This window comes from Pedococcus soli (genome assembly GCF_054782575.1).
The window spans coordinates 445,117-470,511 of sequence record NZ_BAAGSF010000003.1; the positions used below are offsets into that span (position 1 = coordinate 445,117).

Sequence of the window (25,395 nt, forward strand, 5' to 3'; positions counted from 1 at the left end):
ACGCTACCGTGCCGGTGTCCCGGCCGTCTTCCCCGGGCTGTCACGAGGAGGTCAAGTCATGGTCACGGCCGGTCGCACACTGGCGCAGGTCTCGGAGGCGTCGCTGCTCGCAGAGATCTTCCCGTTCTTCCCCGCCCGCGAGGGCGTGCTCGTGGGGCCGGGGGACGACGCGGCGGTGCTGGTCTCGACCGGACCGGTGGTCGTCACGACGGACGCCATGGTGCGCGGACGCGACTGGCTCGACGAGTGGTCCACGGCCGCCGACGTCGCGACCAAGGCGTTCACCCAGAACGTCGCCGACGTCGCGGCCATGGGCGCTGTCCCCACCTCGCTGGTCGTCACCCTCGTCGCCGACCCGGCGACCCCGGCGGACTGGGCGGTCGAGTTCGCCCGGACGCTGGGCGGTCTGGCCGACGCGGCCGGGGTGGCCGTCGCCGGCGGGGACCTCTCGTCGGCGCCCGCCGGCACCGTCATGGTGTCGATCACCGCCCTGGGCGACCTCCAGGGGCGGGATCCGGTGCTGCGTAGCGGCGCCCGCCCGGGCGACACCGTGGCCGTCCACGGCAGCCTGGGACGCTCGGCCGCCGGGCTGGTGCTCCTGCAGCAGGGCGCCGCCGCTCACGACGAGACGAGGGGCGTGCGGGCCACGTGCGTGGCCCACCACCGAAGGCCCCTCGTCGAGGTCTCGGCCGGGCCCGCCGCCGCCGCCGCCGGCGCCACGGCGATGCTCGACGTCTCGGACGGCCTGCTGCGCGACGGCTCACGCATCGCCGCTGCCAGCGGCGTGCGCCTCGCCCTCGACTCGGCGCTCCTCGAGCCGGACCTGATCGTGCTCCGCGAGGCGGTCGGCGAGGCCGCGCTCGAGTGCGTGCTCGCAGGCGGTGAGGAGCACAGCCTCCTCGCGACGTTCGCGGGGCCGCTGCCCGGCGGGTGGCGGCCGCTCGGTCGGGTCGAGGAGGGCGAGGGCGTCACCCTCGACGGGGTGTCCCAGCAGCCCCGGGGCTGGGACCACTTCGCGGGCTGACCCGGCCCCGCGCCATACCTCTCCGCGGGCGACGCGGACGCGCCCGCTGAGCTCCGACCGGACGCGCGCCAGGGGTAGTGGCCGGGGGAGCAGCCCCGGGAACGACGAAGCCGACCGTCCCGCGAGGGGAGGGTCGGCTTCGGTCAGTGCCGGTCGGGCAGGGTCAGCGCTTGACCTTGCCGGCCTTGAGGCACGAGGTGCAGACGTTGAGACGCTTCGGGGTCACGCCCGCGTCGCCCACCAGAGCCTTGACGCGCTGGATGTTGGGGTTCCAGCGACGCTTGGTGCGGCGGTGCGAGTGCGAGATGTTGTGACCGAAGCTCGGTCCCTTGCCGCAGACGTCGCAGTTGGCAGCCACGGGGTTCTCCTGAAATTCGATGGTGACAAGACTTGGAATGTCCCGGGCCGGATGCGGGCGCAATGAAGCACCACGAAGGACCACGGGAACCGGTCAAGAGTAGCCGAGGACAGGTGCTCCGACCAAAACGAGGCTCCCGACGGTGCTGGGCACTAGCCTGCCACCGTGCTCGAAGCCCTGTCTGCCGTCGATGCGCGGCGGTGGGCCGTGCTCACCCGGATGGCCTTCGCGGCACGCCGGGCGGAGATCGACGCGCTCAACGTCTTCCCCGTCCCGGACGGCGACACGGGCACGAACCTCTACCTCACCCTCGACGCCGCGCTGGACTCCGTGCGGGCCGAGCACGAGAAGGCCGGCATCCTCGGGACGGCGACCCTGGAGCAGGAGTGCTCGGCGTTGTCCCGCTCGATGCTGCTCACCGCCCGGGGCAACTCGGGGGTGATCCTGAGCCAGCTGGTGCGGGGGTTCGCGGAGGCCATCGCGGAGAGCGGCCTGCCCGAGGCCGGTCCGGTCGTCATCGCCGACGGTATGGCGCGGGCCAGCGCCCGCGCGTACGCCAGCGTCACCCACCCCGAGGAGGGCACCATCCTCACCGTCGCCAAGGCGGCGGCCGAGGCGGGCGCCGCAGCGGTCGAGGCGGGGCTGCCCGCCGTCGCCGAGGCGGCGCTCGACGCGGCGACGGCGGCGCTGAGGGCCACGACGGGCCAGCTCGCCGCCCTCGAGCGCGCGGGGGTCGTCGACGCCGGTGCGGCCGGGTACCTCCTGCTGCTCGAGGCCCTGGCACGTGTGGTGCACCAGGACGGGGCCCACGTCGGCGAACGGATGGAGCCGTTCGCCGAGGACCCCTCGCTGCGTCGCCGCGAGGAGTGGAGCCGCCAGGGCGGGCCGGTCGAGCCGATGGGCCGCACCGGGGGAGCCCCCACGAGCGGCCACGACGGGACGCCCGGCGGCCCCGCGTTCGAGGTGATGTACCTCCTGCGCGACAGCGACGAGGAACGCGCAGCGGCGTTGCGCGAGGTCCTCGACGGGCTGGGCGACTCGCTGCTCGTCGTCGGTGGACCGGACCTCTGGAACGTCCACGTGCACGTCGACGACGTCGGGGCCGCGATCGAGGCAGGGCTGGACGCAGGGCGGCCGTACCGCGTCCGCGTCACGCACTTCGCCGACCAGGTGGGCCACCGCCTCCCGGCGTCGGGCGTCGCGGTGGTCGCCTGTGCCGCGGGACCCGGCCTGGCCGAGGTGTTCGAGGGAGCGGGGGCCGTCGTCGTGACCAGTGGTCCGGGCCTGCGGGCCTCCGCCGGGCAGCTGCTCGACGCCATCCGCGCCACCCACGCACTGTCGGTCATCGTGCTGCCGAACGACCGCGACACCGAGATGGCGGCCCGGGCGGCCGCGAGTGCCGCCGAGCAGGAGGGCCTCGACGTCCACCTCGTGCGCTCGCGGACCGCGGTGCAGGGACTCGCGGCCTTCGCCGTCTTCGACGAGAACGCCTCGGCCGCGCGGAACGCTGCCGAGATGAGCCACGCAGCCGCCGCCACGCGCCACGGCGCGGTGGCCCTCGCGAGCAAGCAGGCGCTCACGAGTGCCGGTCCCTGCGAGGCGGGCGACGTCCTCGGGGCGGTCGGCGGCGATGTCGTCGTCGTGGGCCACGACCTGGCCGAGGTCGCCCTCGACGTGGTCCGACGGTTGCTGTCCAGCGGCGGCGAGCTGGTCACCGTGATCGGCGGGGAGGCCGCGCCCGAGGGGCTCCTCGAGGACCTCGGCGCGAGGATCGAGCGTGGCCACCGCGACGTGGAAGTCACCGTCATCGACGGCGGACAGCCGCACTACCCCCTGCTGCTGGGAGTCGAGTAGGCGTGGTCGACGAGAGCACGAAGCTCGACAAGGTCCTCGGGGCCAGGACGGCCGGCACCCTGGCCAAGCACCGCAACCTCGTGACGGTGGGCGACCTGCTCGAGTTCTGGCCGCGCCGGTACCTCGAGCACACGTCCGACCTGTCCGACCTGCACGTCGGCAAGTACGTCGTCGCCGTGGCCGAGGTGAAGACGTCGGTGACCCGCCGCATGCAGAAGCGTCGCGGCGAGATGCTCAACGTCACGATCACCGACGGGCGCAACGACGTCGACCTCGCGTTCTTCAAGGCCTGGGGCCACAAGGACGCGCTGCTCCCCGGGGTGCGTGCGGTGTTCGCCGGCGAGGTCGGGATGTACCGCGGCCGCTGGCAGCTGACCCACCCGGCCTACCAGGTCGTCGAGGGCGGCCTCGGGACGTCGGCCACCGACCGCGGCCCGATCCCGGTCTACCTGCAGGTCAAGGGGCTGCAGAACTGGTCGGTCGCCGAGTGCGTGCGCATCGTCTTCGACCACCTCGAGTCCGTGCCCGACCCGCTGCCGGCCACGCTGCGCTCGCGCCACGGCCTTCCCGGACGGCTCGAGGCGCTGCGCGGCATCCACGTGCCCGCGGCCTTCCCCGAGGTGCAGCGTGCCCGCCACCGGCTCCGGTACGAGGAGGCCCTGGTCCTGCAGACCCTGCTGGCCCAGCGCCGGGCCCGGCAGGCCGCTGACCGCACCGTCGGCCGCACGCCCCGGGCTGGGGGGCTGCTGGCGGCGTTCGACGAGCGGTTGCCGTTCGAGCTCACTGCGGGGCAGCGCGAGGTCGGCGACACCCTGGCCGCGGAGATGGCGCGCGACGTCCCGATGAACCGGCTCCTGCAGGGCGAGGTCGGCTCGGGCAAGACGATCATCGCGCTGCGGGCCATGCTCGCCGCCGTCGACGCCGGCGGACAGGCGGCCCTGCTCGCGCCCACCGAGGTCCTCGCGGCGCAGCACCACCGGTCGATCACGGCGATGCTCGGCGACCTCGCCGAGGGCGGGCTGCTCGGCGGCAGCGACATCGGCACCCGGGTCGCGCTGCTCACGGGCAGCCAGGCGACGGCCGCCCGCCGCGCGAACCTCCTGCAGGTGGCCAGCGGCGACGCCGGCATCGTCATCGGCACCCACGCGCTCATCCAGGAGAAGGTGCAGTTCCAGGACCTTGCGCTGGCGGTCGTCGACGAACAGCACCGGTTCGGCGTCGAGCAGCGAGATGCTTTGCGCGAGAAGGGAACCCAGCCGCCCCATGTCCTCGTCATGACCGCGACGCCGATCCCTCGGACGGTGACGATGACCGTGTTCGGCGACATGGAGACCTCGACCCTGTCCGAGCTGCCGCGGGGCCGTTCGCCGATCGCCACGCACGTCGTGCCGTCCGAGCGCCCCGCCTGGGTCCAGCGCACGTGGGAGCGCGTCGCCGAGGAGGTCCGCTCCGGGCGCCAGGCGTATGTCGTGTGCCCCCGCATCGGTGACGAGTCCGGGTCAGCGGGTAGCGCCGTGTCCGCCGACGACGAGGAGCTGCCGACCGCGCCGCTCTCCTCCTCGGGTCCTCGCGCCCTGGACGCGGAGGACGACTACCCGGACGCCGAGCCCGGTGACGACGGTGCCCCCACCGCCACGGCGCCCCGAGAGCTCGCGAGCGTGTATGCCGTGGAGGCGGCCCTGCGCGACAACCCTGCGCTCGCAGGACTTTCCCTCGCGGTCCTGCATGGACGGATGGCGCCGGAGGACAAGGACGCGGTCATGGCTGCGTTCAACGCCGGCGAGGTGCAGGTCCTCGTGTCCACCACCGTCATCGAGGTCGGCGTGGACGTCCCCAACGCCACCGTCATGGTCGTCGTCGACGCCGACCGCTTCGGGGTCAGCCAGCTGCACCAGCTGCGCGGCCGGGTCGGTCGAGGTCAGCACGCCGGGCTCTGCCTGCTCATGACGTCGTCGGAGACGGAGACCTCCATGGAACGCCTCGAGGCGGTCGCCGCCACCACCGACGGGTTCGAGCTGGCCCGGCTCGACCTGCAGCTGCGTGGCACCGGCGACGTCCTCAGCGGGAAGCAGAGCGGTGGCGGTCGGTCCGGGCGGGCGATGGGCCGGGGCAGCTTCCGCTTCCTGTCGCTGGTCCGGGACGAGGAGATCATCCTCGAGGCCCGCGACGACGCCACTGCGCTCGTCGCACGCGACCCCGAGCTGACCGGTCACCCGGAGCTCTCCGCCGCGGTCGCCGAGCGCCTCGACGCCGAGCAGGCCGCCTTCCTCGAACGCGGCTGACGACGCGCAAATCCGGGAGCCAGGCAGCCTCCGGGCGCCCTAGGGTGGCGGGATGCTGCTCTCCCACGACGTCTCGGGTTCGGGCCCGGCGATCCTGCTGCTGCACTCCGGTGTCGCGGACCGCCGGATGTGGGACGACCTCGTCCCGGCGCTGGGCCACGCGTTCACCGTGGTGCGACCCGACTTCCGCGGGTTCGGGCAGACGCCGCTGCCCCCGGGGGAGTACGCCGACGCCGACGACCTCGACACCCTGCTCGACCACCTCGGGATCACCGACGCCGCGGTGGTCGGGTCGAGCTTCGGCGGCCGGGTCGCGCTCGAGCTCGCCACCCTGCACCCCGGGAGGGTCTCGTCCCTCGTGCTCCTGTGCGCGGCATACCGGGGGGTGGAACCGACCGCGGACGTGCAGGAGTTCGGCGCCGAGGAGGACCGGCTCCTCGAGGCCGGGGACGTCGAGGGCGCCAGTGAGCTGAACGTCCGCACCTTCCTGGGACCCGACGCCGACGACGCCACCCGTGCACGGCTCCTGGCCATGCAGCGCCACGCCTTCGAGGTGCAGCTGGCCGCGGACGAGCAGGACCCGCCACCGGCGCCGCGACGGGTGGACGTCGACCCCACCGCCATCGCCGTGGACACCGTCGTCGTGTCAGGGGCGCTGGACCTCGACCTGTTCCGTGAGGTCGCGGTGGTCCTGGCCCGGGACATCCCGGGCGCCGAGTCGATCGAGCTCGACTGGGCCGGCCACCTGCCGTCGCTGGAACGCCCCGACGCGGTCCTGGCCCTGCTGCTCGACGTGCTCCGGGACGACCCCACGGTCCACCAGCCCTGAGCGCGGCGCCACCACCGGCGCTGTTACCGTGCCGCCGTGACGCGGATCATCAGCGGCCGGGCCGGTGGGCAGCGGTTGTCCACGCCTCCCGGGGCAGGGACCCGTCCCACCAGCGACCGGGTGCGTGAGGCGTTGTTCTCCCGGCTCGAGCACCTCGACGTGCTGGGCGGGGCGCGCGTCCTCGACCTCTACGCCGGGTCGGGCGCGCTCGGTCTCGAGGCGCTCAGCCGCGGCGCCACGTCCGTGCTGCTCGTCGAGTCCGACAAGGGCGCCGTGAAGGTGACCCGCGCGAACGCGGACGGGATCGGCATCCCCGGTGCCGTGGTGCGCCACTCCACGGTGGCGAGGGTCCTCGCGGCACCCCCCGGCGAACCGTTCAGCCTGGTCTTCAGCGACCCGCCCTACGCCCTCACCGAGGACGAGCTCGCCGCCGACCTGGCCCTGCTCGCCGAACCGGGCTGGCTCAGCGACGACGCCCTCGTCGTGGTCGAACGCTCCGCACGCACCCCGGAGCCGCGGTGGCCGGCACAGTGGGAGCCCGAGGGGGAGCGGCGCTACGGCGAGACGCGGATCTGGTTCGCCGGCCCGCGGGTGCCGGACGAGATCGCCTGAGCGGCGCAGCGGACGACGAGGGGCCCGGGACCAGTGACTGGTCCCGGGCCCCTCGCGTGGAGTCGGCGCCTCAGGCGGTCGGGGCCGCCGAGGGGATGATGCTGAACTGCACCGCACCGGACTGGTCGACGTTCGCGTCGAGGACCTGGTCGCCCAGGGCCACCGCAGCGGTCTCGTCGAGGAACACCTTCGCCCCGTCGCTCTCGACGACGGCGTCGCCGGGCACGGGCTGCTCGGCGGTGGTCACGGTGAGGGCGCCCGCGGACGGGTCCTCCTGGCTGAAGCGCAGGCCGGCGTCGTCGCCGACCTCCGTCTGGTCGACCAGGGTCTTGACGATCGTGCTGGCGTTCTCGGTCAGGGTGAGCATGGTGCTCCCTCTCTGTCGGTGGAGTTCGGCCCGTTGAGGTCAGGACTCCTCCACCATTTCGCAGGCCGCCGGAGGACTCAAACCGCGCGTCCGATGGGTGGGACCCACCTCCGGACCCGGCCCGGAGATGTGGAGTCGTCGCAGGTGAGGAAGGGTGGAGCCATGACGGACTACGAGATCCCCCGCCCCACGTCCGGTGACGTGGTCGAGCTCATCCTCGACGACCACCGCCTCTTCGAGTCCCTGCTGCGCGACCTGCGCGACGCCACGGCCGACCGCGAGGCGGCCCGCGCCGCCCTGTCAGCGGTGCTCATCGCCCACGGCGAGGCCGAGGAGTCGAAGGTCTACCCGAACCTCCAGCGCAAGGACGCCATCACCGACCACGAGGCCGAGCACGGCGAGGAGGAGCACGCCGAGGGCAACGAGGCGCTGCTCGCGCTCTTGGAGTGCAAGGGCACCGACACGCAGAAGTTCGACGACGCGGTCGAGGACCTGGCCACCGCCCTCAACCACCACATCGGCGAGGAGGAGCAGACGATCCTCAACCCCGCACGCACCGAAGTGTCCCAGGAGGTCCGTGACGACCTCGGCGCGAAGTGGACGGCCGAGCGCAACCGCCTCCTCGACGAGGGCGCCGGTTCGATCGAGAACGTCCGCTCGATCGTCGCCAAGGCGCACAAGGAAGGTCTGCTCCCGGCGGACGACGAGGACGACGACGAGTGAGCCGCCGCTGACGGGGCGGGGGTGCGGGGGTCCCGCTGCTAGCGTGCCGCTGTGACCAGCCCCGCCCCCACCCCGGCCACCGGTGCGCCGCGCCGCGCCGTCTGCCCCGGGTCCTACGACCCCGTGACCCTGGGCCACGTCGACGTCATCCGGCGTGCGGCGGCCCTGCACGACGAGGTCGTCGTCGCGGTGCTGCACAACCCCGCGAAGCAGGGCGTGTTCACCCCGGACGAGCGCCGTGAGCTCATCGAGGACGCCCTCGGCGACCTCGAGGGCGTCCGGGTGGAGGTGTTCGGTGGCCAGCTGCTCGTCGACGTCTGCCGCGCCGTCGGCGCCGAGGTCGTCGTCAAGGGCCTGCGCAGCGGGACGGACTTCGCCTACGAGCTGCCCATGGCCCTGATGAACCGTCACCTGACCGGTCTCGAGACGGTCTTCCTGCCCGGGGAGCCCACCTTCGGCCACGTGTCGAGCTCGCTCGTCAAGGAGGTCGTCCGCTACGGCGGTGACGTCTCCGGGCTGGTCACCGATCGCGTCCGCGACGCCCTCGTGGCCCGCCTGGCCGTCGACGGGGAGCGTCGACCGGGGGCATCCAGCTGACTGCACGGACCCACCGGCCGGATCGCTTCCGGCCGGACATCGAGGGCCTGCGGGCGGTCGCCGTCCTGCTCGTCCTGACCTACCACGCCGGCCTCCCGCTGAAGAACGGCTTCCTCGGCGTCGACGTCTTCTTCGTCATCTCCGGGTTCCTCATCACGGGGATCCTCGTGCGCGAGCTCGTACGCACCGGCACGATCTCGTGGAGCCGGTTCGTGGGGCGGCGCGTGCGACGCCTGCTCCCGGCGGCCGTCCTCGTGCTGGTCGTGACCGCGGCCGTGACGTGGTTCGTCGTGCCCGGGCTGCGGCGCCGGGAGATCGGCAGCGACATCGCCGGGGCGGCCCTCTACGTCGTCAACTGGCTCTTCGCCCACCGCGCCGTCGACTACCTCGCCTCCGACACCAGCCCCTCGCCGGTCCAGCACTTCTGGTCGCTCGCCGTCGAGGAGCAGTTCTACGTCGTGTGGCCCGTGGCGCTCATCGCCCTCGCCTTCGTCCTGCGCCGGTTCGGCCGCCGCCCGTCGATGCGCTCGGTCGGCCTGCTCCTCGCCGTGATCGCGGTGCCGTCCTTCGCGTATGCCGTGTGGCTCAACGCCGTCGACCCGAACCGCGCGTACTTCGTCACCACGACCCGGGCGTGGGAGCTCGGTGTCGGCGCCGCGTTGGCGGTCTGGTGCGCCGCCCGCGAGGCCGGCCCGCACACCGAGCCCGCGCGCGCCGCGTGGGCGCGGCACCTGCCGGCCGTGGTCGGCTGGCTCGGCCTCGCCGCCGTCCTCGGCACCGCCGTGCGGCTGCCGGTCGGGGCGTCGGCCCCCGGGCCCTGGACCGTCGTGCCGACCCTGGGGGCCGCGGCCGTGCTCTGGGCGGGGTGGACCGGGGCGAGCGGGGGGCCGGTCCGGGTCCTCGGGACGCGCCCCATGGTCTGGATCGGCGGCCTCTCCTACTCCCTCTACCTCTGGCACTGGCCGGCCGTGATCCTCGCCGATTGGGCGGCCCAGGGGCTCACCGGCACCCAGAAGGTGCTCGTCGTGCTCGCCTCGGTCGTTCCCGCCTGGCTCAGCCACCGGTACCTCGAGCAGCCCGTCCACCACAGCACGGCGCTCGCCGCCCGCACCGGACGGGTGCTGGTGCTCGGGGCAGCCCTGTCCGCCGCCGGCGCGCTCGCCGCCCTGCCCCTGGCGCACGCCCCCTCGCCGTTCCGCACCACCCCGGTCTCCGGCGCCATACCGGCCGTGGGGGAGCTGGGGGCCGCGGCCCTGTCGACGCCCCCGGGCACCGACCCGGCCACGTATGCCGTGGACGACTGGGAGTGGCTCACCCCCGACCCCCAGCTCGCCGGTCACGACCGGCCCGCGGCCGACGTCGACCGCTGCCAGGTCGACCGCCTCGCGTCGGCCCCGGTGCCGTGCGAGTTCGGCGTGCGGGCCGGCACCACGACGGTCGCGCTCGTCGGGGACTCCAAGGCCATGCAGTGGCTGCCGGCCCTGGAACGGCTCGCGCCGGGTCGCGGGTGGCGGATCGTCACCTACGGCAAGTCGGCGTGCGCCTTCGCGGCAGGACACGCCCAGCAGGCGGGGCAGCCCTACCCGTCCTGCGACGCCTGGAACCGCCACGTCATGGAGGCGCTGCGCGCGAACCCACCCGACCTCGTCCTCACCTCCGGGTACGCCGCGACCGCGTGGGACGGACGTGCGGCCAGCCGCGACGCCCTCGTGGCCGGTCTGGGGGAGCGGTGGCAGGAGGTCCGCGCGCTCGGCAGCAGGCTGGCGGTGCTGGGCGACAGCCCGCTGTCCCCGGACGACCTCGACGTCTGCACCGCCCGGCACCCCCGTGAGCTGACGCGCTGCGCCTTCGACCGCGAGCCCGCCGTCGCCGGCAGCGGACTGCCCGTGCAGCGACTGGCCGCGCAGGCGTCGGGCACGGCGCTGATCGACCTGACGCCGTACATCTGCCCGGTGGCCCAGTGCCCGGTGGCCATCGGCCACGTGAGCATCCACCGGGCCGGCGACCACCTCACGGCGACCTACGTGCGGTCGCTGGCGGCCCAGCTCGGTGCCGCGCTCGACGGGCTGCCGGGGTCCGGCGACCCCAGCACCGCCGGGCACTGACCCGGTGCCGATCTCCGTGCATTTGGGAGAGTGGCACGCGCTCCGGTAACCTCGTGCGTCGGTCTACGTCTCATCCGAGGCGGTCGACCGAGTCACTCGACACAGCTGGAGCCATGGAACACCTCAATCCCCGATCGCCGTTGGTCTTCGACACCACGGACCTCGGTCGGCGACCCGGATCCATGGTGCAGGTCCAGCGGACCGTCGAGGCACCTGCCGACTTCGGCACGGAGGTCGTCGCAGTGCCCCAGGGCGCGGCGATGGAGCTCGAGCTGCGGCTCGAGTCCGTGGTCGAGGGAGTGCTCGTGACCGGCTCGGTCCACGCCACGGCAACCGGCGCCTGCGTGCGGTGCCTGGACCCGATCGCCCACGACGTGGACGGTCACTTCCAGGAGCTGTTCGCCTACGCCGACCGTGCTGCCCACCACCGCGAGGTGGGGGCGGACGACGACGAGACCGAGGAGCACAAGCTCGAGGGGGACCTGTTCGACCTCGAGTCCGTGCTCCTGGACACGGTGGTGCCTGCACTGCCGTTCCAGCCGGTGTGCCGGGAGGACTGTCCGGGTCTGTGCTCCGAGTGTGGAGTGCACCTGGCCGATGATCCCGACCACCAGCACGAAGTGATCGACCCCCGGTGGGCTGCGCTCAACGCGCTGACCGCCGACGCCAGCACCACCACCCAGAGCACCATCGAAGAGAAGAGGAACTGACGTGGCTGTCCCAAAGCGGAAGACGTCGCGCTCCAACACCCGTTCGCGTCGCGCGAACTGGAAGACGACGGCGACCACGCTGACCACGTGCCCCCAGTGCAAGGCCCAGATGCAGCCGCACATCGCGTGCCCGTCCTGTGGCACCTACAAGGGTCGTCACTACACGGTCGCCGAGCGCACCGAGCACCAGGGCTGAGTCGGTCTGACTCTCCGTTGAGCTCCACTCCGTCCCCCGTGGGGGACAGCGAGACGCAGCGGCCCGTCGACGGGTTCCTCCAGCACCTCACCGAGGTGGTGGGTGGGCCCGTCGACGAGCCGCTGCTGCTGCGTGCCCTGACCCACCGCTCGTACGCGTACGAGAACGGTGGCCTGCCCAACAACGAGCGCCTCGAGTTCCTCGGCGACTCGGTGCTGGGCCTGGTCGTCACCGACACGCTCTACACCACGCACCCGGACCTGCCCGAGGGCCAGCTCGCCAAGCTGCGCGCGGCCGTGGTCAACATGCGGGCCCTCGCCGACGTCGCCCGCACGCTGGGCCTGGGCGACCACGTCCTGCTCGGGCGCGGTGAGGAGACCACCGGCGGTCGCGACAAGGCCTCGATCCTCGCCGACACGATGGAAGCCGTCATCGGCACCGTCTACCTGTCCGCCGGCATGGACGCCGCGGCGACGCTGGTCCACCACCTGCTCGACCCGCTGATGGCCGCGAGCGCCACGCTCGGCGCCGGCCTGGACTGGAAGACGAGCCTGCAGGAGCTCTCCGCGGCGACGTCCCTCGGTGTCCCCGAGTACCGCGTCGAGGAGGAGGGCCCCGACCACGAGAAGACCTTCACCGCGCACGCGGTCGTCGCGTCCGAGGTGCTGGGCGCCGGGACCGGGCGTTCGAAGAAGGAGGCGGAGCAGAAGGCCGCCGAGCTCGCCTGGCGTGCGTTGAGCGCCAGGGCCGCCGAGGCGGAGGCCGCAGCCGCCAGGACCGCTGCGGCGAAGGCCGAGGCGGCCGGTGCCGCTGCCCGGTCAACGGCAGCCGAGGACACCGAGGCCGAGGCCGTTGCGGCCGAGGCCGCAGCCGGCTCAGCCTCCTAGGCGAGCGGACGCCATACCGCCGTGCCCGAGCTGCCCGAGGTCGAGGTGGTCCGTCGCGGCCTGGCCGACCACGTCGTGGGCCGGACCATCGAGCGGGCGGAGTTCCGCGGTGCCCGCGTCGCGCGCCGTCACCTGCCGGGGCCGATCGACCTCGCGGACCGGCTCGCCGGCAACCACGTCGAGCAGGCGCGGCGGCGCGGCAAGTACCTCTGGCTCGTCCTGCGCACCCCCGACGGCTCCCGCCAGGGCCTGATCGCGCACCTCGGCATGAGCGGGCAGCTGCTCGTCGAGGCGCCGGACGCCCCGGCGGAGAAGCACCTGCACGCGGTGTTCGACTTCGCCGACGAGGGTCCCCAGCTGCGGTTCGTGGACCAACGGACGTTCGGCGGTATGGCGCTGGCCGACCTCACGCCCGAGGGTGTGCCCGAGCCGGTGGCCCACATCGCCCCCGATCCGCTCGAGGAGGCGTACGACCGGGCTGCCGTGGTGCGGCGGATGAAGGGCAAGGACGTGGCGGTCAAGCGCGCCCTGCTCGACCAGACGCTGGTCTCCGGTGTCGGGAACATCTACGCCGACGAGGCGCTGTGGCGCGCGCAGGTGCACGGCGAACGGCTGTGCTCCTCCCTCACCAGGCCGACGCTGGCCCGGGTCCTCGAGCACGCCCGCGAGGTGATGGTGGAGGCGCTGGGGCAGGGCGGCACGAGCTTCGACGCGTTGTACGTCAACGTCAACGGCGCCTCGGGGTACTTCGACCGCTCCTTGCACGCCTACGGCCAGGAGGGGCGTCCGTGCGACCGCTGCGGGACGCTGATCCGGCGCGAGGCCTTCATGAACCGGTCGTCGTTCTCCTGCCCGCGGTGCCAGCCGCGCCCCCGAGCCCGGCGCGGCTGACACCGGAGGTCAGCAGGGCTTGAGCGCCAGCGCGTCGTCGGAGACGACGCCGGTCCCGCCGACGGCGGTGCGCTGCGGGGACTGGAGGCGCCTGACCTCGGCGAGGATGACGGCGGGGACGCAGTCCTTGCGCGTCGGCAGCAACGCGTACCGCACAGCGCGCGGCGAGACGACCGGCGCGACGCTCAGCGCGTCGGCGAAGGTCGTGCCGCTGGTGAGGAAGACGTCCTGGGCAGGCGCCTGGGGGATCGACGCCCGGGAGACGGCTGCTGCCGTGGCGTAGCGGTCGGCTCCCGCCAAGCGGGTGACCCGGGCCTTCGGGAGGAGGGTGCGGACCTCCTTCTCCACCGCAGGGGAGACCACGCCGGTGCCCCCGACGATGACCACGTCGACGAAGCCGCCGGCCTTGAGCGCGCTGCGCGTGGAGCCGGGCAACGAGCCGGTGGTCGTGAGCAGGAGCGGCGAAGCGAGCACCGGGTTGCGGCGGTGGGCGGCGAGGGCTCCGGCGGTCACGCCGTCAGCCAGGGAAAGGCCGTTGGCGAGGACGGCCGACCCCGGGCCCTCGGTGCCGCCGTCGGCCCCGTCGGTGTAGACGTGGAACGGCACGAGCTTCGCCGCGGTGTCGAAGCGGTCGACCCCCGCGATGCGGGTGACAGGCGCGTGCGTGCCGAGCTGGACCCCCATCTGCCCACTGACCGCCCCGGTCCCGCCGACGACATAGATGCGCGACGGGCCCAGGCGGTCGAGCTCGGCGGCCACGACGGGCGGCAGGGTGCCGCTCTGGGGCACGAGGAGCACGGGGGCCTGCTGGCTCCCCCCGGCAGCCCCTGCGGCGAGGGCGTCGGCGAAGGTCGCGCCGGAGGCGACGAAGACCGAGTCGACGGTCCCGGGGAACGCGGACCGCGACACGGCGACAGCGGTCTCGTACCGGTTGGCTCCCGCGAGCCGACGCGTGGTCGCCGCGGCAGCAGCGGAGTCCGCTCCTGCTGCCGTGCCGGCCCCGGTGACCACGGCGGGAGCGGCGCGGTGCACGGCGGCCGGCGCGGCGCCGTACGCGGGAGCACCGAGCAGTGCCCCCGAGGCGACCAGGGCGCAGGCCGTGGCCGCGACGGTGGTGATGGTGGTGGTTCGACGAGTCATGGGTCCCTTCCCCCGGCGCCCCCTGCGGGCGCCTGCGACGGGGGAGACCGTAGGCGATCCGGGCCACGATCGGGGCCTTGGCTGTGGTGGTTGCGTGCATCGGCAAGGTACAACTGTGGAGTCGGTCGACGACCGGCCCGACGAGCACGCGGGCAGGACCAGGCGAAGCGGTGGAGGTGGGGCAGATGGATCACGACGGGCCCGCGAGGGCGGTCATCTGGGTGCATGGCCGGGTGCAGGGCGTGGGCTTCCGGTGGTGGGTGCGAGCGCGCGCGTTGGAGCTCGGGCTCGTCGGGCACGCCCGCAACGCCGGCGACGGCCGGGTCGAGGTCGTGGCCCAGGGTGAGCAGGACCAGGTGCGCAGGCTGATCGCGATGCTGGAGGAGAAGCCGACCCAGCACCTGCGGCCTGGTGACGTGCAGACCTGCGTGACGTCGTTCGGGGCGCCGCGCGACGGCATCGACGGGTTCGTCGAGAAGTAGCGGGCGGCGCAGGGGTGCGCCGGGCGTTCCGTCGCGATGCGCCCGGGCTCGTCCATTGACCAGCGTTGGCGAGGCTGTCACGCTGAGAGACGGCCCCCCACCGGCAGATCCCCGACGGTCGCCAGCCGTCTCCTAGGAGTCAACATGGCCAAGGCCCTGGTCGGCTACCGCGTCGCCTACGACCAGCGACTGATGCTCGAGACCCTCGAACTGCGCCGTCGTGTCGCCGACCTGGAGCACCTCGTCGACCGCCTCCAGCGGGACAACGACTCGTTGCGCGAGACCCTGCGGGAGCGAGTGAGACAGCCGGACGTCGTGGGCGCGGGCGCGCCTACGATTGCCGGGTGACCCAGCCCGATCACCTGCCCGATCACCTGCCCGACCGCCGCCCCGACGAAGGGGCGACGTCCGCCGAGCTCCTGCGCCTGCGGGCGAGCATCGACAACATCGACGCCGCCCTGATCCACCTGCTCGCCGAGCGCTTCAAGTGCACCCAGCAAGTGGGCGAGCTCAAGGCCCGTGAGGGTATGCCGCCCGCGGACCCCGCGCGCGAGGAGGCCCAGATCGCGCGGTTGCGGGACCTCGCCGACACCGCCGGGCTGGACCCGACGTTCGCCGAGAAGTTCCTGGGCTTCGTCATCGCCGAGGTCATCCACCACCACGAGGCGATCGCCAAGTCCTGACCCGCCGCCGTGCTGGCCACCGGGCCGCTCCTCGGCCGCCGCTGAGCCGCCCCAGGCCGCCACTGGCGTCACACCCGCCCCACGGTGCACAGGCAACGCAGGGACGTGGCACGTGCCGGGAGGACGGCGCCCTCGCGGGTAAGGTGACTGCGATCCAGACGCTGCCCCTCCACCTCACCCAGGAGCCGACCCGCTCGTGTACGTCAAGAGCCTGACCCTGAAGGGCTTCAAGTCCTTCGCCTCGGCGACCACGATGCGCCTCGAGCCCGGCATCACGTGCATCGTCGGCCCCAACGGCTCCGGCAAGTCCAACGTCGTCGACGCCCTCGCCTGGGTCATGGGGGAGCAGGGGGCCAAGAGCCTGCGCGGCGGCAAGATGGAGGACGTCATCTTCGCCGGCACCGCCGGCCGTGCGCCGCTCGGCCGCGCCGAGGTGGCCCTGACCATCGACAACACCGACGGCGCCCTGCCGATCGACTACACCGAGGTCACCATCGCCCGGACGATGTTCCGCAACGGTGGCTCGGAGTACGCCATCAACGGCACGTCCTGCCGCCTGCTCGACGTCCAGGAGCTGCTGTCCGACAGCGGCATCGGCCGCGAGATGCACGTGATCGTCGGCCAGGGCCAGCTCGACGCGGTGCTGCGCGCGACCCCCGAGGAGCGCCGCGGCTTCATCGAGGAGGCGGCCGGCGTCCTCAAGCACCGCAAGCGTAAAGAGAAGGCGCTGCGCAAGCTCGAGTCGATGGAGGCCAACCTCACCCGCGTCAACGACCTGACCGGTGAGATCCGGCGCCAGCTCGGCCCGCTCGGCCGCCAGGCCGAGGCGGCCCGTCGAGCCGCCGGCATCCAGGCCGACGCCCGCGACGCGCGACTGCGCCTGCTGGCCGACGACCTCGTCCAGCTCACCTCGACGCTCGAGCAGGAGGTCGCCGACGAGTCGGCCCTCATCGCCAAGCGCACCGAGGTCGAGGAGGGCCTGACCATGCTGCGCAGCCGCCTCGCCACCCTCGAGCAGCAGGCGCAGGACGCCGCGCCCGAACTGGCGAAGGCGCAGGAGCGCTGGTTCGCCCTCCAGCAGCTGCGCGACAAGCTCGCCTCCACCGAGTCGCTCGCCTCCGAACGCGTCCGCCTGCTGTCCCAGGACAGCCAGGACGAGCAGACCACCGGTCGCGACCCCGACGAGCTCAAGGCCCAGGCCGCCGAGGCGCGCAAGCAGGAGGAGGCGCTGCTCGCCGACGTCCGCGAGGCCGCCAAGGCCCTCGAGGCCGCCATCGCCGAGCGCACCGCGGCCGAGCAGGCGTATGCCGCGGAGCAGCAGCGCCTCCAGCGCCTGGTCCGTGCCGCGGCCGACCGCCGGGAGGGTCTGGCCAAGCTGGCCGGCCAGGTCGGCGCCCGCCGCAGCCGGATCGAGGCGGGCGAGGCCGAGATCGGTCGCCTGCGCGGCATCGTCGAGCAGTCGCAGGAGCGGGCAGCCACCGCCGAGCGCGAGTTCACCCAGCTCGAGGCCTCGGTCGCCGTGGACGAGGAGGGCGAGGAGGGCCTGGACTCCGCCTACGAGAAGGCCGCCGCCGTCCTCGAGACGCTCGAGGCCGAGGTCGAGAAGCACAAGGAGGCCGAGCGCACCGCCGAGCGCGACCGCACCACGGCCGCCGCCCGGCTCGAGGCCCTGGAGCTGAGCCTGTCGCGCAAGGACGGCGCGGCCACGTTGCTCGCCGCCGCCGACTCCCAGCACGGCATCGTCGGCTCCGTCGCCTCACTCCTGCAGGTCAAGGGTGGCCACGAGGCGGCCGTCGCCGCAGCCCTCGGCTGGGCCGGTGACGCGCTCGCCGTCGAGTCGGTCGACCACGCGGCCCGCGCCCTGCTCACGCTGCGCGCCGACGACGCCGGCCGCGCCGCGTTCCTCGTGGGCCAGACCGCGACCTCGAGCGACCCCTCCACCTGGCCGGCGCTCGAGGGCTCGGCGGTGTGGGCTCGTGAGGTCGTCGAGGCGCCGGCGACGGTCCGCCCGGCCGTGGAGCAGCTGCTCGACCGGGTCGCCCTCGTCGACGACCCCGCCCTCGCGGCAGCCCTCGTGGCCGGGGGCGAGGGGGTCACCGCGGTGACCGCCGACGGTGACGTGTTCGCTCCCGGGTTCGTCCGCGGTGGCAGCAGCCACGCCCCGAGCCTGATCGAGATCCAGTCGGCGGTCGACGAGACCCGCGACCGGGTCGCCGACGCGACGCGACGCGGCGAGCAGGCCAGGTTCGCGCTCACGAGCGCCCTGGAGCGCCACCGGGACGCCGCCGCCGACGTCGAGGTGGCACTCGACGCGCTGCACGACTCCGACGCGAAGATGGCCGCCGTGGCCGAGCGGCTCGGTCAGCTCGGAGCCACCGTCCGTGCTGCCAGGGCCGAGGCCGAGCGCACCGAGCGCAGCATCGCGACGGCGACCGAGGCCCTCGAGGCCGACCGGGTCGAGCTCGCGGCCCTCTCCGAGCGGCTCGACGAGGCCAGCGCAGAGCCCACCGAGGCCCAGGACCCCAGCACCGACGAGCGCGACCGGCTCGAGGCGCTCGCCAGCCGCGGCCGCGCCACCGAGACCGAGGTGCGCCTCACGCTGCGCACCAAGGAGGAGCGGGCCCGGGCCCTCAAGGGGCGCGCGGAGTCCCTCGAGGGGGCAGCGCGCAACGAGCTCGCCGCCCGCCAGCGCCTCGCGGCCCGCCAGGAGCGCCGCAAGCGCGAGGCCACGGTCGCCGAGGCGGTCCGTCGCGGCGCGGCATACGCCGTCTCGCTCGTGGCCACCACCCTCGACACCGCCGCCCGGCAGCGGGCCCTGGCCGAGACCGCCCGCACGGAGCGGGACCAGGCGCTCGCCCAGGTGCGGCGCGAGGTGAGCGCCCTGCAGGACGAGCTGCGCGAGCTCACCGACACCGTGCACCGCGACGAGGTCGCCCGTACCCAGCAGCGGCTGCGGATCGAGGCCATGCAGGCCAAGGCCGTCGAGGAGCTGGGCATGGACCCGGCCGTCCTCATGGAGGACTTCGGGCCGCACCAGCTGGTGCCCCACGTGCCCGGCCCGGACGACGACCAGGACGCGCTGCCGGAGCCGGCGCCCTACGTGCGCGAGGTCCAGGAGAAGCGGCTGCGCAAGGCCGAGCGCGGGCTCAGCGCACTCGGGCGGGTCAACCCGCTCGCGCTCGAGGAGTTCGCCGCGCTCGAGGAGCGCCACAAGTTCCTGACCGACCAGCTCGAGGACCTCAAGAAGTCCAAGCGCGACCTGCTCGACATCGTCAAGGAGGTCGACGAGCGCGTGGAGCGCGTCTTCACCGAGGCGTTCCACGACACGGCCGCCCAGTTCGAGGGCGTCTTCAGCCGGCTGTTCCCCGGGGGCGAGGGCAAGCTGACCCTCACCGACCCGTCCAACATGCTCACGACGGGCATCGAGGTCGAGGCCCGTCCGCCCGGCAAGAAGATCAAGCGGCTCTCGCTGCTCTCCGGCGGCGAGCGGTCGCTCGTGGCGGTCGCCCTGCTGGTCTCCATCTTCAAGGCGAGGCCCAGCCCCTTCTACATCATGGACGAGGTGGAGGCGGCGCTCGACGACGCCAACCTCGGGCGCCTCATCACCCTCTTCGAGGAACTGCGCGACTCCAGCCAGCTCATCGTCATCACCCACCAGAAGCGCACCATGGAGGTGGCCGACGCGTTGTACGGCGTGTCGATGCGTGGTGACGGTGTGACCACTGTGGTCTCGCAGCGGATCCGCGACGTCGCGGCGCAGAGCGCCTGAGGCTGCGTCCGGCCCGACTGCTGCGCCGCAGGTCACCTCGCGTGTCGCGGGGGAGCGACCGGCACGACCGGTCGTCCCACGGCGGGGTGTCGATTTGGCCCGGGGTGCTGGGCAGGGCACTCTGGACCCATGGTGCCGTTGATCATCGGGATGCTGTTGTGCGTCGGACTGGCCCTGGCCGTCGTCGCCGTCGTGGCCGTCCCCGCCCGCCGGGAGGGCCGTGACCTGCTCAGCCCGCAGGGCGAGGAGATCGTGGCCGCGGTGAAGGAGAAGACCGCGGACACCCTCGAGTCCACCATCGAGAAGACCGGTGACGTCATCAGCGCCACCAAGGACAAGGTGAGCGACACCGTGCAGCGCGACCCGTCCGAGGACTCCGGGCGTCACCGCCGCGCGAGCTGACCGCACCACCGCGCTGGTCGCACCACCGCGCTGGTCGCACCGAGCAGGCCGTCCCGTTCCGGGGCGGCCTTCGTCGTGCCCGGGCGCCGGCCGCGTTCACCGAACATCCGATGACGGGGCTCAACTGAACGGTCCATGACAGATGTCACGGATCGTTGGTCGTCCGGGGTCCGATGCTGTGGCGGGGCCCGATCGGGCCCGGTTCTGCGTCGGAGGAGACGAACACGATGGCATCCCTTTCCCCCCGAGCCCGGCGGCTGGTCGCCGCGGGTGCCGGGATCGCCCTGGTGGCCGGCGGATCCGCCGGCTTCCTCGGTCGGCACGAGCTCAACGAGGCCTGGCTCAAGTACCAGTGGCGCGACAAGCACTACAACGCCGCGGTGATGGAGAAGGCGCTCATGATCGCCGGGGGCAACCCCACCGAGGCGCAGAACGAGTCCAAGGAAGCCGTGACCATCGCGGAGCAGTTCGAGCAGGCGCGCACCGCGCCCGGCATCGTCGCGCCCGGGGCGTACGGCTCGGCCTACACCCAGCTGCAGTCGCTGCCCAAGACGGCCGGCACGTGGCACGAGGTCACCAAGGTGCCCTACGACGCCGACGACCCGCGCTACCGCGACTGGAACTCCAACTCCTCTGGGGGAGCCGGCAAGGTGACGGGCCGCATCACCGGGCTCGCGGCCGACTCCAGCGACCACGTGTATGCGGCGGGAGCGGACGGCGGTGTCTGGCGCTCCTCCGTGGGTGGCGGCGCCTGGACCCCCATCGCGGACAGCCTCCCGTCGCTGAGCGGCGGAGACCTGCAGCTCGCCGGTGACAGCTCGCTCTGGTACGCCACGGGCGAGGCCAACACGGGTGGCACGTCCTACGTCGGGGCCGGTGTCTACCGCCTCGCGACCCCGGCCTCGGGCAGCTTCGCCCCCACCGACCGTGTCGGTGGCAAGGAGCTGGAGTCGACGACCATCGGCCGCATCCGGTTCGGCGGTGGCTCCAACGTCTTCGCGGCGACCAACCGTGGCATCTGGTACCACGCGGCCGGCACCAAGGCCGGGGCCTGGACCTTCGGGTTCGCCCCCAACATGTCGTGGATGCCCGAGATCAAGGACGACGCGGGCGCCGTGCTCGTCCCGGCCGGGTCCGACTGGAAGGGCAACACGTCCTCGGGGGCGACCAACGCGGCATACAAGAACATCGTCAACGACATCGCTGTCGACCCCAAGAACCCCAAGCACGTCATCGCGGCCATCGGCTGGCGCTCGGGTGACACCTACAACGGGTTCTACGAGACGAACGACTTCACCGCGGGCCCGTCGAGCTGGCACAAGCTCTCGGTGACGCTCGGCAGCATCAGCAACAGCAGTGACGTGGGCTACACGACCTTCGCCTTCAGCAAGGACGGCAGCCGCCTCTACGCCGAGGTGCAGCAGCCGAGCAAGATCAGCACCGCGTCCTCGCTGGCCGGGATCTTCGTCTCCAAGTCGGGTTCGCCGAGCGGACCGTGGAACAAGATCGCCGACGCGGCGCAGCTGCACAACAGCGGTTCCGCCCTGGACCGCAAGGGGTACGCCGTCGGTGTGCAGGCCTGGTACAACCAGTTCCTCCAGGTCGACCCCGCGAACCGTGACCACGTCTGGGCCGGGCTCGAGGAGGTCTTCGAGACCAAGGACGCCGGGTCGCACTGGTCGGCAGTCTCGCCCTACTGGAACTTCACCTTCCCGTGCTGGAGCCTCTCCGACGCCTCGAACACCTGCCCGCTCGCCGGTCACCCCGACCAGCACTCGGTCACGGTGGGCACCAGGGCCGGCAAGCCCACGGTCTTCTTCGGCAACGACGGCGGCGTCTACCGCCGTCCGGTCAACGGCACGGTCAACGCCAACGGCAACGCGACCGACCTCGAGTCCGCGACGGCCGACGGCACGATGGACGCCCTGCAGTACTACTCGGTCTCCGTGGGCAAGGACGCCAAGAACGGCGGCGTCGTCGTCTCCGGTGGCCTGCAGGACAACGGCGTGTCCAACCTGCTGGCCGTCAGGCCCGACGGCTCGAACAGCGACACCAAGATGGGCTCGAACTTCGGTGGCGACGGTGGCGACGGCGCGGCCGACCCGCGCCAGGGCTGCAACCAGTTGCAGGAGTACACCAACCTCGCGGTGAAGATCACCAACAACTGCGCGCTGAACCCCGGCGCCCAGTCAGAGGCCGAGGCGACGTCGTACTCCCTCGACCCCGGTGACCCGCTGCCGCGGTTCATCGCGCCGATCTCCCTGGACTCGGGCAACCCGGACCACTTCATCTTCGGTGGCGAGTTCGTCTACACCGGGATGAAGGGCTGGACGGCGACGCGCAGCGCTGCCGACCTGACCAAGGCGTTCGACCTCGGTGCCGGCCACTCGGCCACCGCAGTGTCGATGCACAACGGGGTCTCGTACGTCTCCTGGTGCGGTCCGTGCAACAACGCGGGCTTCGCCCGTGGCATCGCGACCAACGCCGGCGGCACGTGGCACCAGCTCACGCTGGCGTCGAGCTTCCCTAACCGGTTCGTCCAGGGCCTGGCCATCGACCCGACCAACACCCGGCACGCGTATGCCGCGATCAACGGCTTCTCGCGCCGGTTCACCGAGGGTCCGGGCGCCGGCGTCGGCCACCTGTACGAGACCAGGGACGGGGGAGCGTCGTGGACCGACACGAGCGCGAACCTGCCCGACGTCCCGGCGAGCAGCGTCAAGCAGCTCGCGAACGGTGCGACGGTCCTCGGCACCGACCTGGCCGCCTTCTACCGGGCACCGGGGGCGACGAGCTGGCAGCAGCTGGGCTCCGGCCTGCCGCTGACGGTGGTCATGGACCTGGAGTCCGGGCCGGACGGCAACCTCTACGCCGCGACCCACGGTCGAGGCATCTGGAGCATCCCGACGCCGTAGTCGTCGCGGTCCAGTGCGTGGTCGAGGTGGGCGGTCCGGGACAACCCGGGCCGCCCACCTCGGCGTCACGGTGTCGAGGACCGGTGCCGAATCGTGGTCGACGGCCGTGATGGGGGAGGATGGCGCGCGTGATTGATCAGCTGTGGGAATGGATCGCCATCGCCGTCGGGATCTTCGTCGTCCTCGGGGGTGTGCTGCTCGGGCTCGTGCGCGGCCGGAGCGGCCGGGGTGCGAGCACCAAGGAGGCGCCTCGACCGGCGCCACGCACCGACACGAGTGAGGTGCTGCCGGGGGTCGGTGACGACGCCAGCGACCCGCGCGACGCCCCGAAGCGCTCGGTCGAGAACGTCGGTGGCGGCGTAGATACGCTGCCCGCGCCGGACACCCTGCCCGAGCCCGCGCCGGCCCCTGCCGTCGAGCGCCCGGACTCCGCCCAGGGCCGCCTGACCCGCCTGCGGGCCCGCCTGTCCCGTTCCAACTCCGCGCTCGGCCAGGGCCTGCTCGCCCTGCTCTCCCGGGGACGCCTCGACGAGGCCGCCTGGGAGGAGGTCGAGGACACCCTCATCGCCTCCGACCTCGGCGTCGAGGCGACGACCGAGCTCGTCGACAGCCTGCGGGCCCGGGTCAAGGTCGAGGGCACGACGGACGAGGCCACCGTCCGCGGCTGGCTCCGCGAGGACCTGCTGCGCCTCGTCGACCCCGGCCTCGACCGCCGTGTGGCGAGCAGCCGGGTGGGTGAGCGACCGGCCGTGGTCCTCGTCGTGGGCGTCAACGGCACGGGCAAGACGACCACCGTCGGCAAGCTCGCCCGCGTCCTCGTCGCCGAGGACAAGGACGTCGTGCTCGGTGCCGCCGACACCTTCCGGGCCGCCGCCGCCGACCAGCTCGAGACCTGGGGGGCCCGCGTCGGTGTCCCCACCGTGCGCTCCGACCGGGACGGCGCTGACCCCGCAGCGGTCGCCTTCGACGCAGTGAAGGCCGGCATGGAGATGGAGGCCGACGTGGTCCTGGTCGACACCGCCGGTCGCCTGCACAACAAGGTCGGCCTGATGGACGAGCTCGGCAAGGTCAAGCGGGTCATCGAGAAGCAGAGCCCCATCGACGAGGTGCTGCTCGTCCTGGACGCGACCACCGGCCAGAACGGACTGCGTCAGGCCGAGGTGTTCGCCCAGGTCGTCGACGTGACCGGCATCGTCCTCACCAAGCTCGACGGCACGGCCAAGGGCGGGATCGTCGTCTCGGTGCAGCGCAAGCTCGGCGTGCCGGTGAAGCTCGTCGGCCTCGGCGAGGGCCCTGACGACCTGGCGCCCTTCGACCCCGAGGCGTTCGTCGACGCGCTGCTCGACTGACGGTGCCCACCCCGGGACCGCGTCGGCTGCTGGCCGCTGCCCTGCTCACCGCCGTGGCCATCGGTATGGCGTCCGCCTCCGCCCGCTCGGCCGTCGCCTTCACCGGTGCGAATGTCTCCTTCACCGGTGCGAACGCCTCGGCGGGCGCGACCGTCGCCGCCGATGGTGGCTTCCAGATCCTCGACGACCGGGTCGCCGAGTCCTCGGGGCTGGCCCTGAGCCGTGCCCACCCGCACACCGTCTGGACCACCAACGACTCCGGCGACTCGGCCCGGATCTTCGCGGTCGACACCAGGACCGGGCGGACGACCGGGGTCCACACCTTCGGGGCTCCCGTCACCGACGTCGAGGCGCTGGCCATCACGCCCAGGGGACGCGTGCTGGTCGCCGACATCGGTGACAACGCCAGGAGCCGTGAGGTGGTCCGCATCTTCTGGTTCGACGAGCCGGCCCTCGGTGACACGAACGGGTCCTGGGCGTCGTGGGAGCTGTCCTACCCCGACGGTCCGCACGACGCCGAGTCGGTCGCGGTCGACCCGCGCACCGGACGTGTCCTGGTCGTCACCAAGAGTGCCGACGGCGCCGTCTACGCGCTCCCCGAGAAGCCCAGCCGTCGGGGCGTCAACCGCCTCGAACGGCTGGCGGACGCGCCGCCCACGGCCACTGACGCGGTGTTCCTGACCGACGGGTCGGCCCTGGCCGTGCGGACCTACACCCAGCTCGTGCTGCTCGACCCGACCTCGTGGCGCCCCCTCGTGTCGTCGGTGCTGCCCCTGATGCGCCAGGGAGAAACGGTGGCGCTGGCCCCCGACGGCGCCGGCCTCCTGGTCGGGAGCGAGGGCGAGCAGTCGCCGGTGCGCCGGGTCCCCGTCCCCGCGTTGGCGGCGCCGACCCCGTCCTCGACGACGACGGCGTCCTCGACGACGACGGCGTCCTCACCGGCACCCGCCCCGACGGCCTCGGCGGAAAGCGGGTCGGCGCGGACCGGCAGCTCCGCCGCATCGCCGGAGGCGGACCGCACCCAGCTGGTCGCGGGACTCTCCGCCGCCGCGGGGCTCGTCCTCCTCGCCCTGCTCGCCACGTGGGTCTCCCGACGCGCCCAACGCCGCTGACCAGCCAGCGCTGCACACCCCTGAGGCAGAACCGCGCGAGTTTGAAGCGTTCCGGGCGCTAGGGCGCGCCCAACGCTTCAAACTCGCCGGGGGGAGGCCGGCTGGAGA

23 protein-coding genes are annotated in these 25,395 nt (G+C 73.1%); 20 read left to right on the top strand and 3 right to left on the bottom strand.

The annotated features are described in order from the left end of the window. Window positions 1-58 precede the first annotated feature (58 nt). Window positions 59-1,024 carry a thiamine-phosphate kinase gene (gene thiL, locus ACYVKF_RS05130; RefSeq protein WP_056918220.1) on the top strand — a complete coding sequence of 322 codons (966 nt, stop codon included), beginning with the start codon at window positions 59-61 and terminating at the stop codon, window positions 1,022-1,024. Between the two features lie 163 nt (window positions 1,025-1,187). Here the strand turns inward: thiL and rpmB are convergent, their stop codons facing one another. After that, on the bottom strand, window positions 1,188-1,382 hold the full coding sequence (rpmB, locus tag ACYVKF_RS05135; protein ID WP_055814433.1) for a 50S ribosomal protein L28: 195 nt from the start codon (window positions 1,380-1,382) through the stop codon (window positions 1,188-1,190). 165 nt (window positions 1,383-1,547) lie between these two features. Between rpmB and ACYVKF_RS05140 the strand changes: the two genes are divergently transcribed. From ACYVKF_RS05140 to rsmD, 4 genes are read left to right on the top strand one after another with little or no spacing between them, the layout of a single operon-like run. Further along, entirely contained in the window at window positions 1,548-3,236 is a 1,689-nt protein-coding gene (locus ACYVKF_RS05140; protein WP_460965300.1) for a DAK2 domain-containing protein, read from the top strand. Between the two features lie 2 nt (window positions 3,237-3,238). Continuing rightward, on the top strand, window positions 3,239-5,518 hold the full coding sequence (locus ACYVKF_RS05145) for an ATP-dependent DNA helicase RecG (RefSeq protein WP_460965302.1): 2,280 nt from the start codon (window positions 3,239-3,241) through the stop codon (window positions 5,516-5,518). Between the two features lie 52 nt (window positions 5,519-5,570). After that, entirely contained in the window at window positions 5,571-6,347 is a 777-nt protein-coding gene (locus ACYVKF_RS05150; protein ID WP_460965304.1) for an alpha/beta fold hydrolase, read from the top strand. Window positions 6,348-6,383: 36 nt separating this feature from the next. Beyond that, a complete protein-coding gene (gene rsmD, locus ACYVKF_RS05155) occupies window positions 6,384-6,959 on the top strand; it encodes a 16S rRNA (guanine(966)-N(2))-methyltransferase RsmD (protein WP_056918217.1) in 576 nt (191 codons plus the stop codon). Between the two features lie 70 nt (window positions 6,960-7,029). Here the strand turns inward: rsmD and ACYVKF_RS05160 are convergent, their stop codons facing one another. After that, complete coding sequence (locus tag ACYVKF_RS05160) at window positions 7,030-7,326, bottom strand: hypothetical protein (RefSeq protein ID WP_056915174.1); 297 nt, start codon at window positions 7,324-7,326, stop codon at window positions 7,030-7,032. A gap of 162 nt (window positions 7,327-7,488) precedes the next feature. Between ACYVKF_RS05160 and ACYVKF_RS05165 the strand changes: the two genes are divergently transcribed. From ACYVKF_RS05165 to mutM, 7 genes are all read left to right on the top strand, one after another. Continuing rightward, the gene (locus ACYVKF_RS05165; RefSeq protein WP_460965307.1) at window positions 7,489-8,049 is read left to right on the top strand and encodes a hemerythrin domain-containing protein; all 561 of its coding nucleotides are present in this window, start codon (window positions 7,489-7,491) and stop codon (window positions 8,047-8,049) included. A 51-nt stretch (window positions 8,050-8,100) separates the two neighbouring features. Beyond that, window positions 8,101-8,646, top strand: coding sequence for a pantetheine-phosphate adenylyltransferase (coaD, locus tag ACYVKF_RS05170; protein WP_056915172.1), 546 nt, complete (start codon window positions 8,101-8,103; stop codon window positions 8,644-8,646). A 47-nt stretch (window positions 8,647-8,693) separates the two neighbouring features. Further along, on the top strand, window positions 8,694-10,751 hold the full coding sequence (locus ACYVKF_RS05175) for an acyltransferase family protein (protein WP_460965541.1): 2,058 nt from the start codon (window positions 8,694-8,696) through the stop codon (window positions 10,749-10,751). 113 nt (window positions 10,752-10,864) lie between these two features. After that, the gene (locus ACYVKF_RS05180; RefSeq protein WP_056915170.1) at window positions 10,865-11,461 is read left to right on the top strand and encodes a YceD family protein; all 597 of its coding nucleotides are present in this window, start codon (window positions 10,865-10,867) and stop codon (window positions 11,459-11,461) included. A gap of 1 nt (window position 11,462) precedes the next feature. Beyond that, entirely contained in the window at window positions 11,463-11,657 is a 195-nt protein-coding gene (rpmF, locus tag ACYVKF_RS05185; protein WP_056915169.1) for a 50S ribosomal protein L32, read from the top strand. A 38-nt stretch (window positions 11,658-11,695) separates the two neighbouring features. Further along, window positions 11,696-12,544 carry a ribonuclease III gene (gene rnc, locus ACYVKF_RS05190; RefSeq protein WP_460965310.1) on the top strand — a complete coding sequence of 283 codons (849 nt, stop codon included), beginning with the start codon at window positions 11,696-11,698 and terminating at the stop codon, window positions 12,542-12,544. Between the two features lie 21 nt (window positions 12,545-12,565). Further along, window positions 12,566-13,435: a bifunctional DNA-formamidopyrimidine glycosylase/DNA-(apurinic or apyrimidinic site) lyase gene (gene mutM / locus ACYVKF_RS05195; protein WP_460965312.1), complete on the top strand. Its 870-nt coding sequence runs from the start codon at window positions 12,566-12,568 to the stop codon at window positions 13,433-13,435. Between the two features lie 9 nt (window positions 13,436-13,444). On the opposite strand, the gene ACYVKF_RS05200 is transcribed toward mutM, so the two are convergent. Next, window positions 13,445-14,575 (bottom strand): cell wall-binding repeat-containing protein, encoded by a 1,131-nt coding sequence (locus ACYVKF_RS05200; RefSeq protein WP_460965314.1) that lies wholly within the window; start codon window positions 14,573-14,575, stop codon window positions 13,445-13,447. A 185-nt stretch (window positions 14,576-14,760) separates the two neighbouring features. Here ACYVKF_RS05200 and ACYVKF_RS05205 point away from each other — a divergent pair, with 185 nt between their 5' ends. From ACYVKF_RS05205 to ACYVKF_RS05240, 8 genes are all read left to right on the top strand, one after another. Then, window positions 14,761-15,057 carry an acylphosphatase gene (locus ACYVKF_RS05205; protein ID WP_056915165.1) on the top strand — a complete coding sequence of 99 codons (297 nt, stop codon included), beginning with the start codon at window positions 14,761-14,763 and terminating at the stop codon, window positions 15,055-15,057. 144 nt (window positions 15,058-15,201) lie between these two features. Continuing rightward, window positions 15,202-15,405, top strand: a complete 204-nt coding sequence (locus ACYVKF_RS05210) for a hypothetical protein (protein ID WP_460965316.1) — start codon at window positions 15,202-15,204, stop codon at window positions 15,403-15,405. Window positions 15,406-15,431: 26 nt separating this feature from the next. Then, window positions 15,432-15,740, top strand: a complete 309-nt coding sequence (locus ACYVKF_RS05215; RefSeq protein ID WP_200947721.1) for a chorismate mutase — start codon at window positions 15,432-15,434, stop codon at window positions 15,738-15,740. A 196-nt stretch (window positions 15,741-15,936) separates the two neighbouring features. After that, window positions 15,937-19,509: a chromosome segregation protein SMC gene (gene smc / locus ACYVKF_RS05220; protein ID WP_460965318.1), complete on the top strand. Its 3,573-nt coding sequence runs from the start codon at window positions 15,937-15,939 to the stop codon at window positions 19,507-19,509. A 129-nt stretch (window positions 19,510-19,638) separates the two neighbouring features. Further along, window positions 19,639-19,911 carry a hypothetical protein gene (locus ACYVKF_RS05225; protein WP_056915162.1) on the top strand — a complete coding sequence of 91 codons (273 nt, stop codon included), beginning with the start codon at window positions 19,639-19,641 and terminating at the stop codon, window positions 19,909-19,911. Between the two features lie 227 nt (window positions 19,912-20,138). Beyond that, window positions 20,139-22,826 carry a WD40/YVTN/BNR-like repeat-containing protein gene (locus ACYVKF_RS05230; protein WP_460965320.1) on the top strand — a complete coding sequence of 896 codons (2,688 nt, stop codon included), beginning with the start codon at window positions 20,139-20,141 and terminating at the stop codon, window positions 22,824-22,826. A 119-nt stretch (window positions 22,827-22,945) separates the two neighbouring features. Beyond that, a complete protein-coding gene (gene ftsY, locus ACYVKF_RS05235; protein WP_460965322.1) occupies window positions 22,946-24,175 on the top strand; it encodes a signal recognition particle-docking protein FtsY in 1,230 nt (409 codons plus the stop codon). 2 nt (window positions 24,176-24,177) lie between these two features. Further along, window positions 24,178-25,287, top strand: a complete 1,110-nt coding sequence (locus ACYVKF_RS05240; RefSeq protein WP_460965324.1) for a hypothetical protein — start codon at window positions 24,178-24,180, stop codon at window positions 25,285-25,287. The last annotated feature ends 108 nt before the right edge of the window (window positions 25,288-25,395 follow it).

What these genes read in the sequence shown, in the direction of transcription:
- thiL (WP_056918220.1), top strand. Translation starts at nt 59, where the DNA reads ATGGTCACGGCCGGTCGCACACTGGCGCAGGTCTCGGAGGCGTCGCTG.
- ACYVKF_RS05150 (WP_460965304.1), top strand. Translation starts at nt 5,571, where the DNA reads ATGCTGCTCTCCCACGACGTCTCGGGTTCGGGCCCGGCGATCCTGCTG.
- ACYVKF_RS05160 (WP_056915174.1), bottom strand. Translation starts at nt 7,326, where the DNA reads ATGCTCACCCTGACCGAGAACGCCAGCACGATCGTCAAGACCCTGGTC.
- ACYVKF_RS05165 (WP_460965307.1), top strand. Translation starts at nt 7,489, where the DNA reads ATGACGGACTACGAGATCCCCCGCCCCACGTCCGGTGACGTGGTCGAG.
- ACYVKF_RS05180 (WP_056915170.1), top strand. Translation starts at nt 10,865, where the DNA reads ATGGAACACCTCAATCCCCGATCGCCGTTGGTCTTCGACACCACGGAC.
- ACYVKF_RS05200 (WP_460965314.1), bottom strand. Translation starts at nt 14,575, where the DNA reads ATGACTCGTCGAACCACCACCATCACCACCGTCGCGGCCACGGCCTGC.
- ACYVKF_RS05205 (WP_056915165.1), top strand. Translation starts at nt 14,761, where the DNA reads ATGGATCACGACGGGCCCGCGAGGGCGGTCATCTGGGTGCATGGCCGG.
- ACYVKF_RS05210 (WP_460965316.1), top strand. Translation starts at nt 15,202, where the DNA reads ATGGCCAAGGCCCTGGTCGGCTACCGCGTCGCCTACGACCAGCGACTG.
- ACYVKF_RS05225 (WP_056915162.1), top strand. Translation starts at nt 19,639, where the DNA reads ATGGTGCCGTTGATCATCGGGATGCTGTTGTGCGTCGGACTGGCCCTG.
- ACYVKF_RS05230 (WP_460965320.1), top strand. Translation starts at nt 20,139, where the DNA reads ATGGCATCCCTTTCCCCCCGAGCCCGGCGGCTGGTCGCCGCGGGTGCC.
- ftsY (WP_460965322.1), top strand. Translation starts at nt 22,946, where the DNA reads ATGGCGCGCGTGATTGATCAGCTGTGGGAATGGATCGCCATCGCCGTC.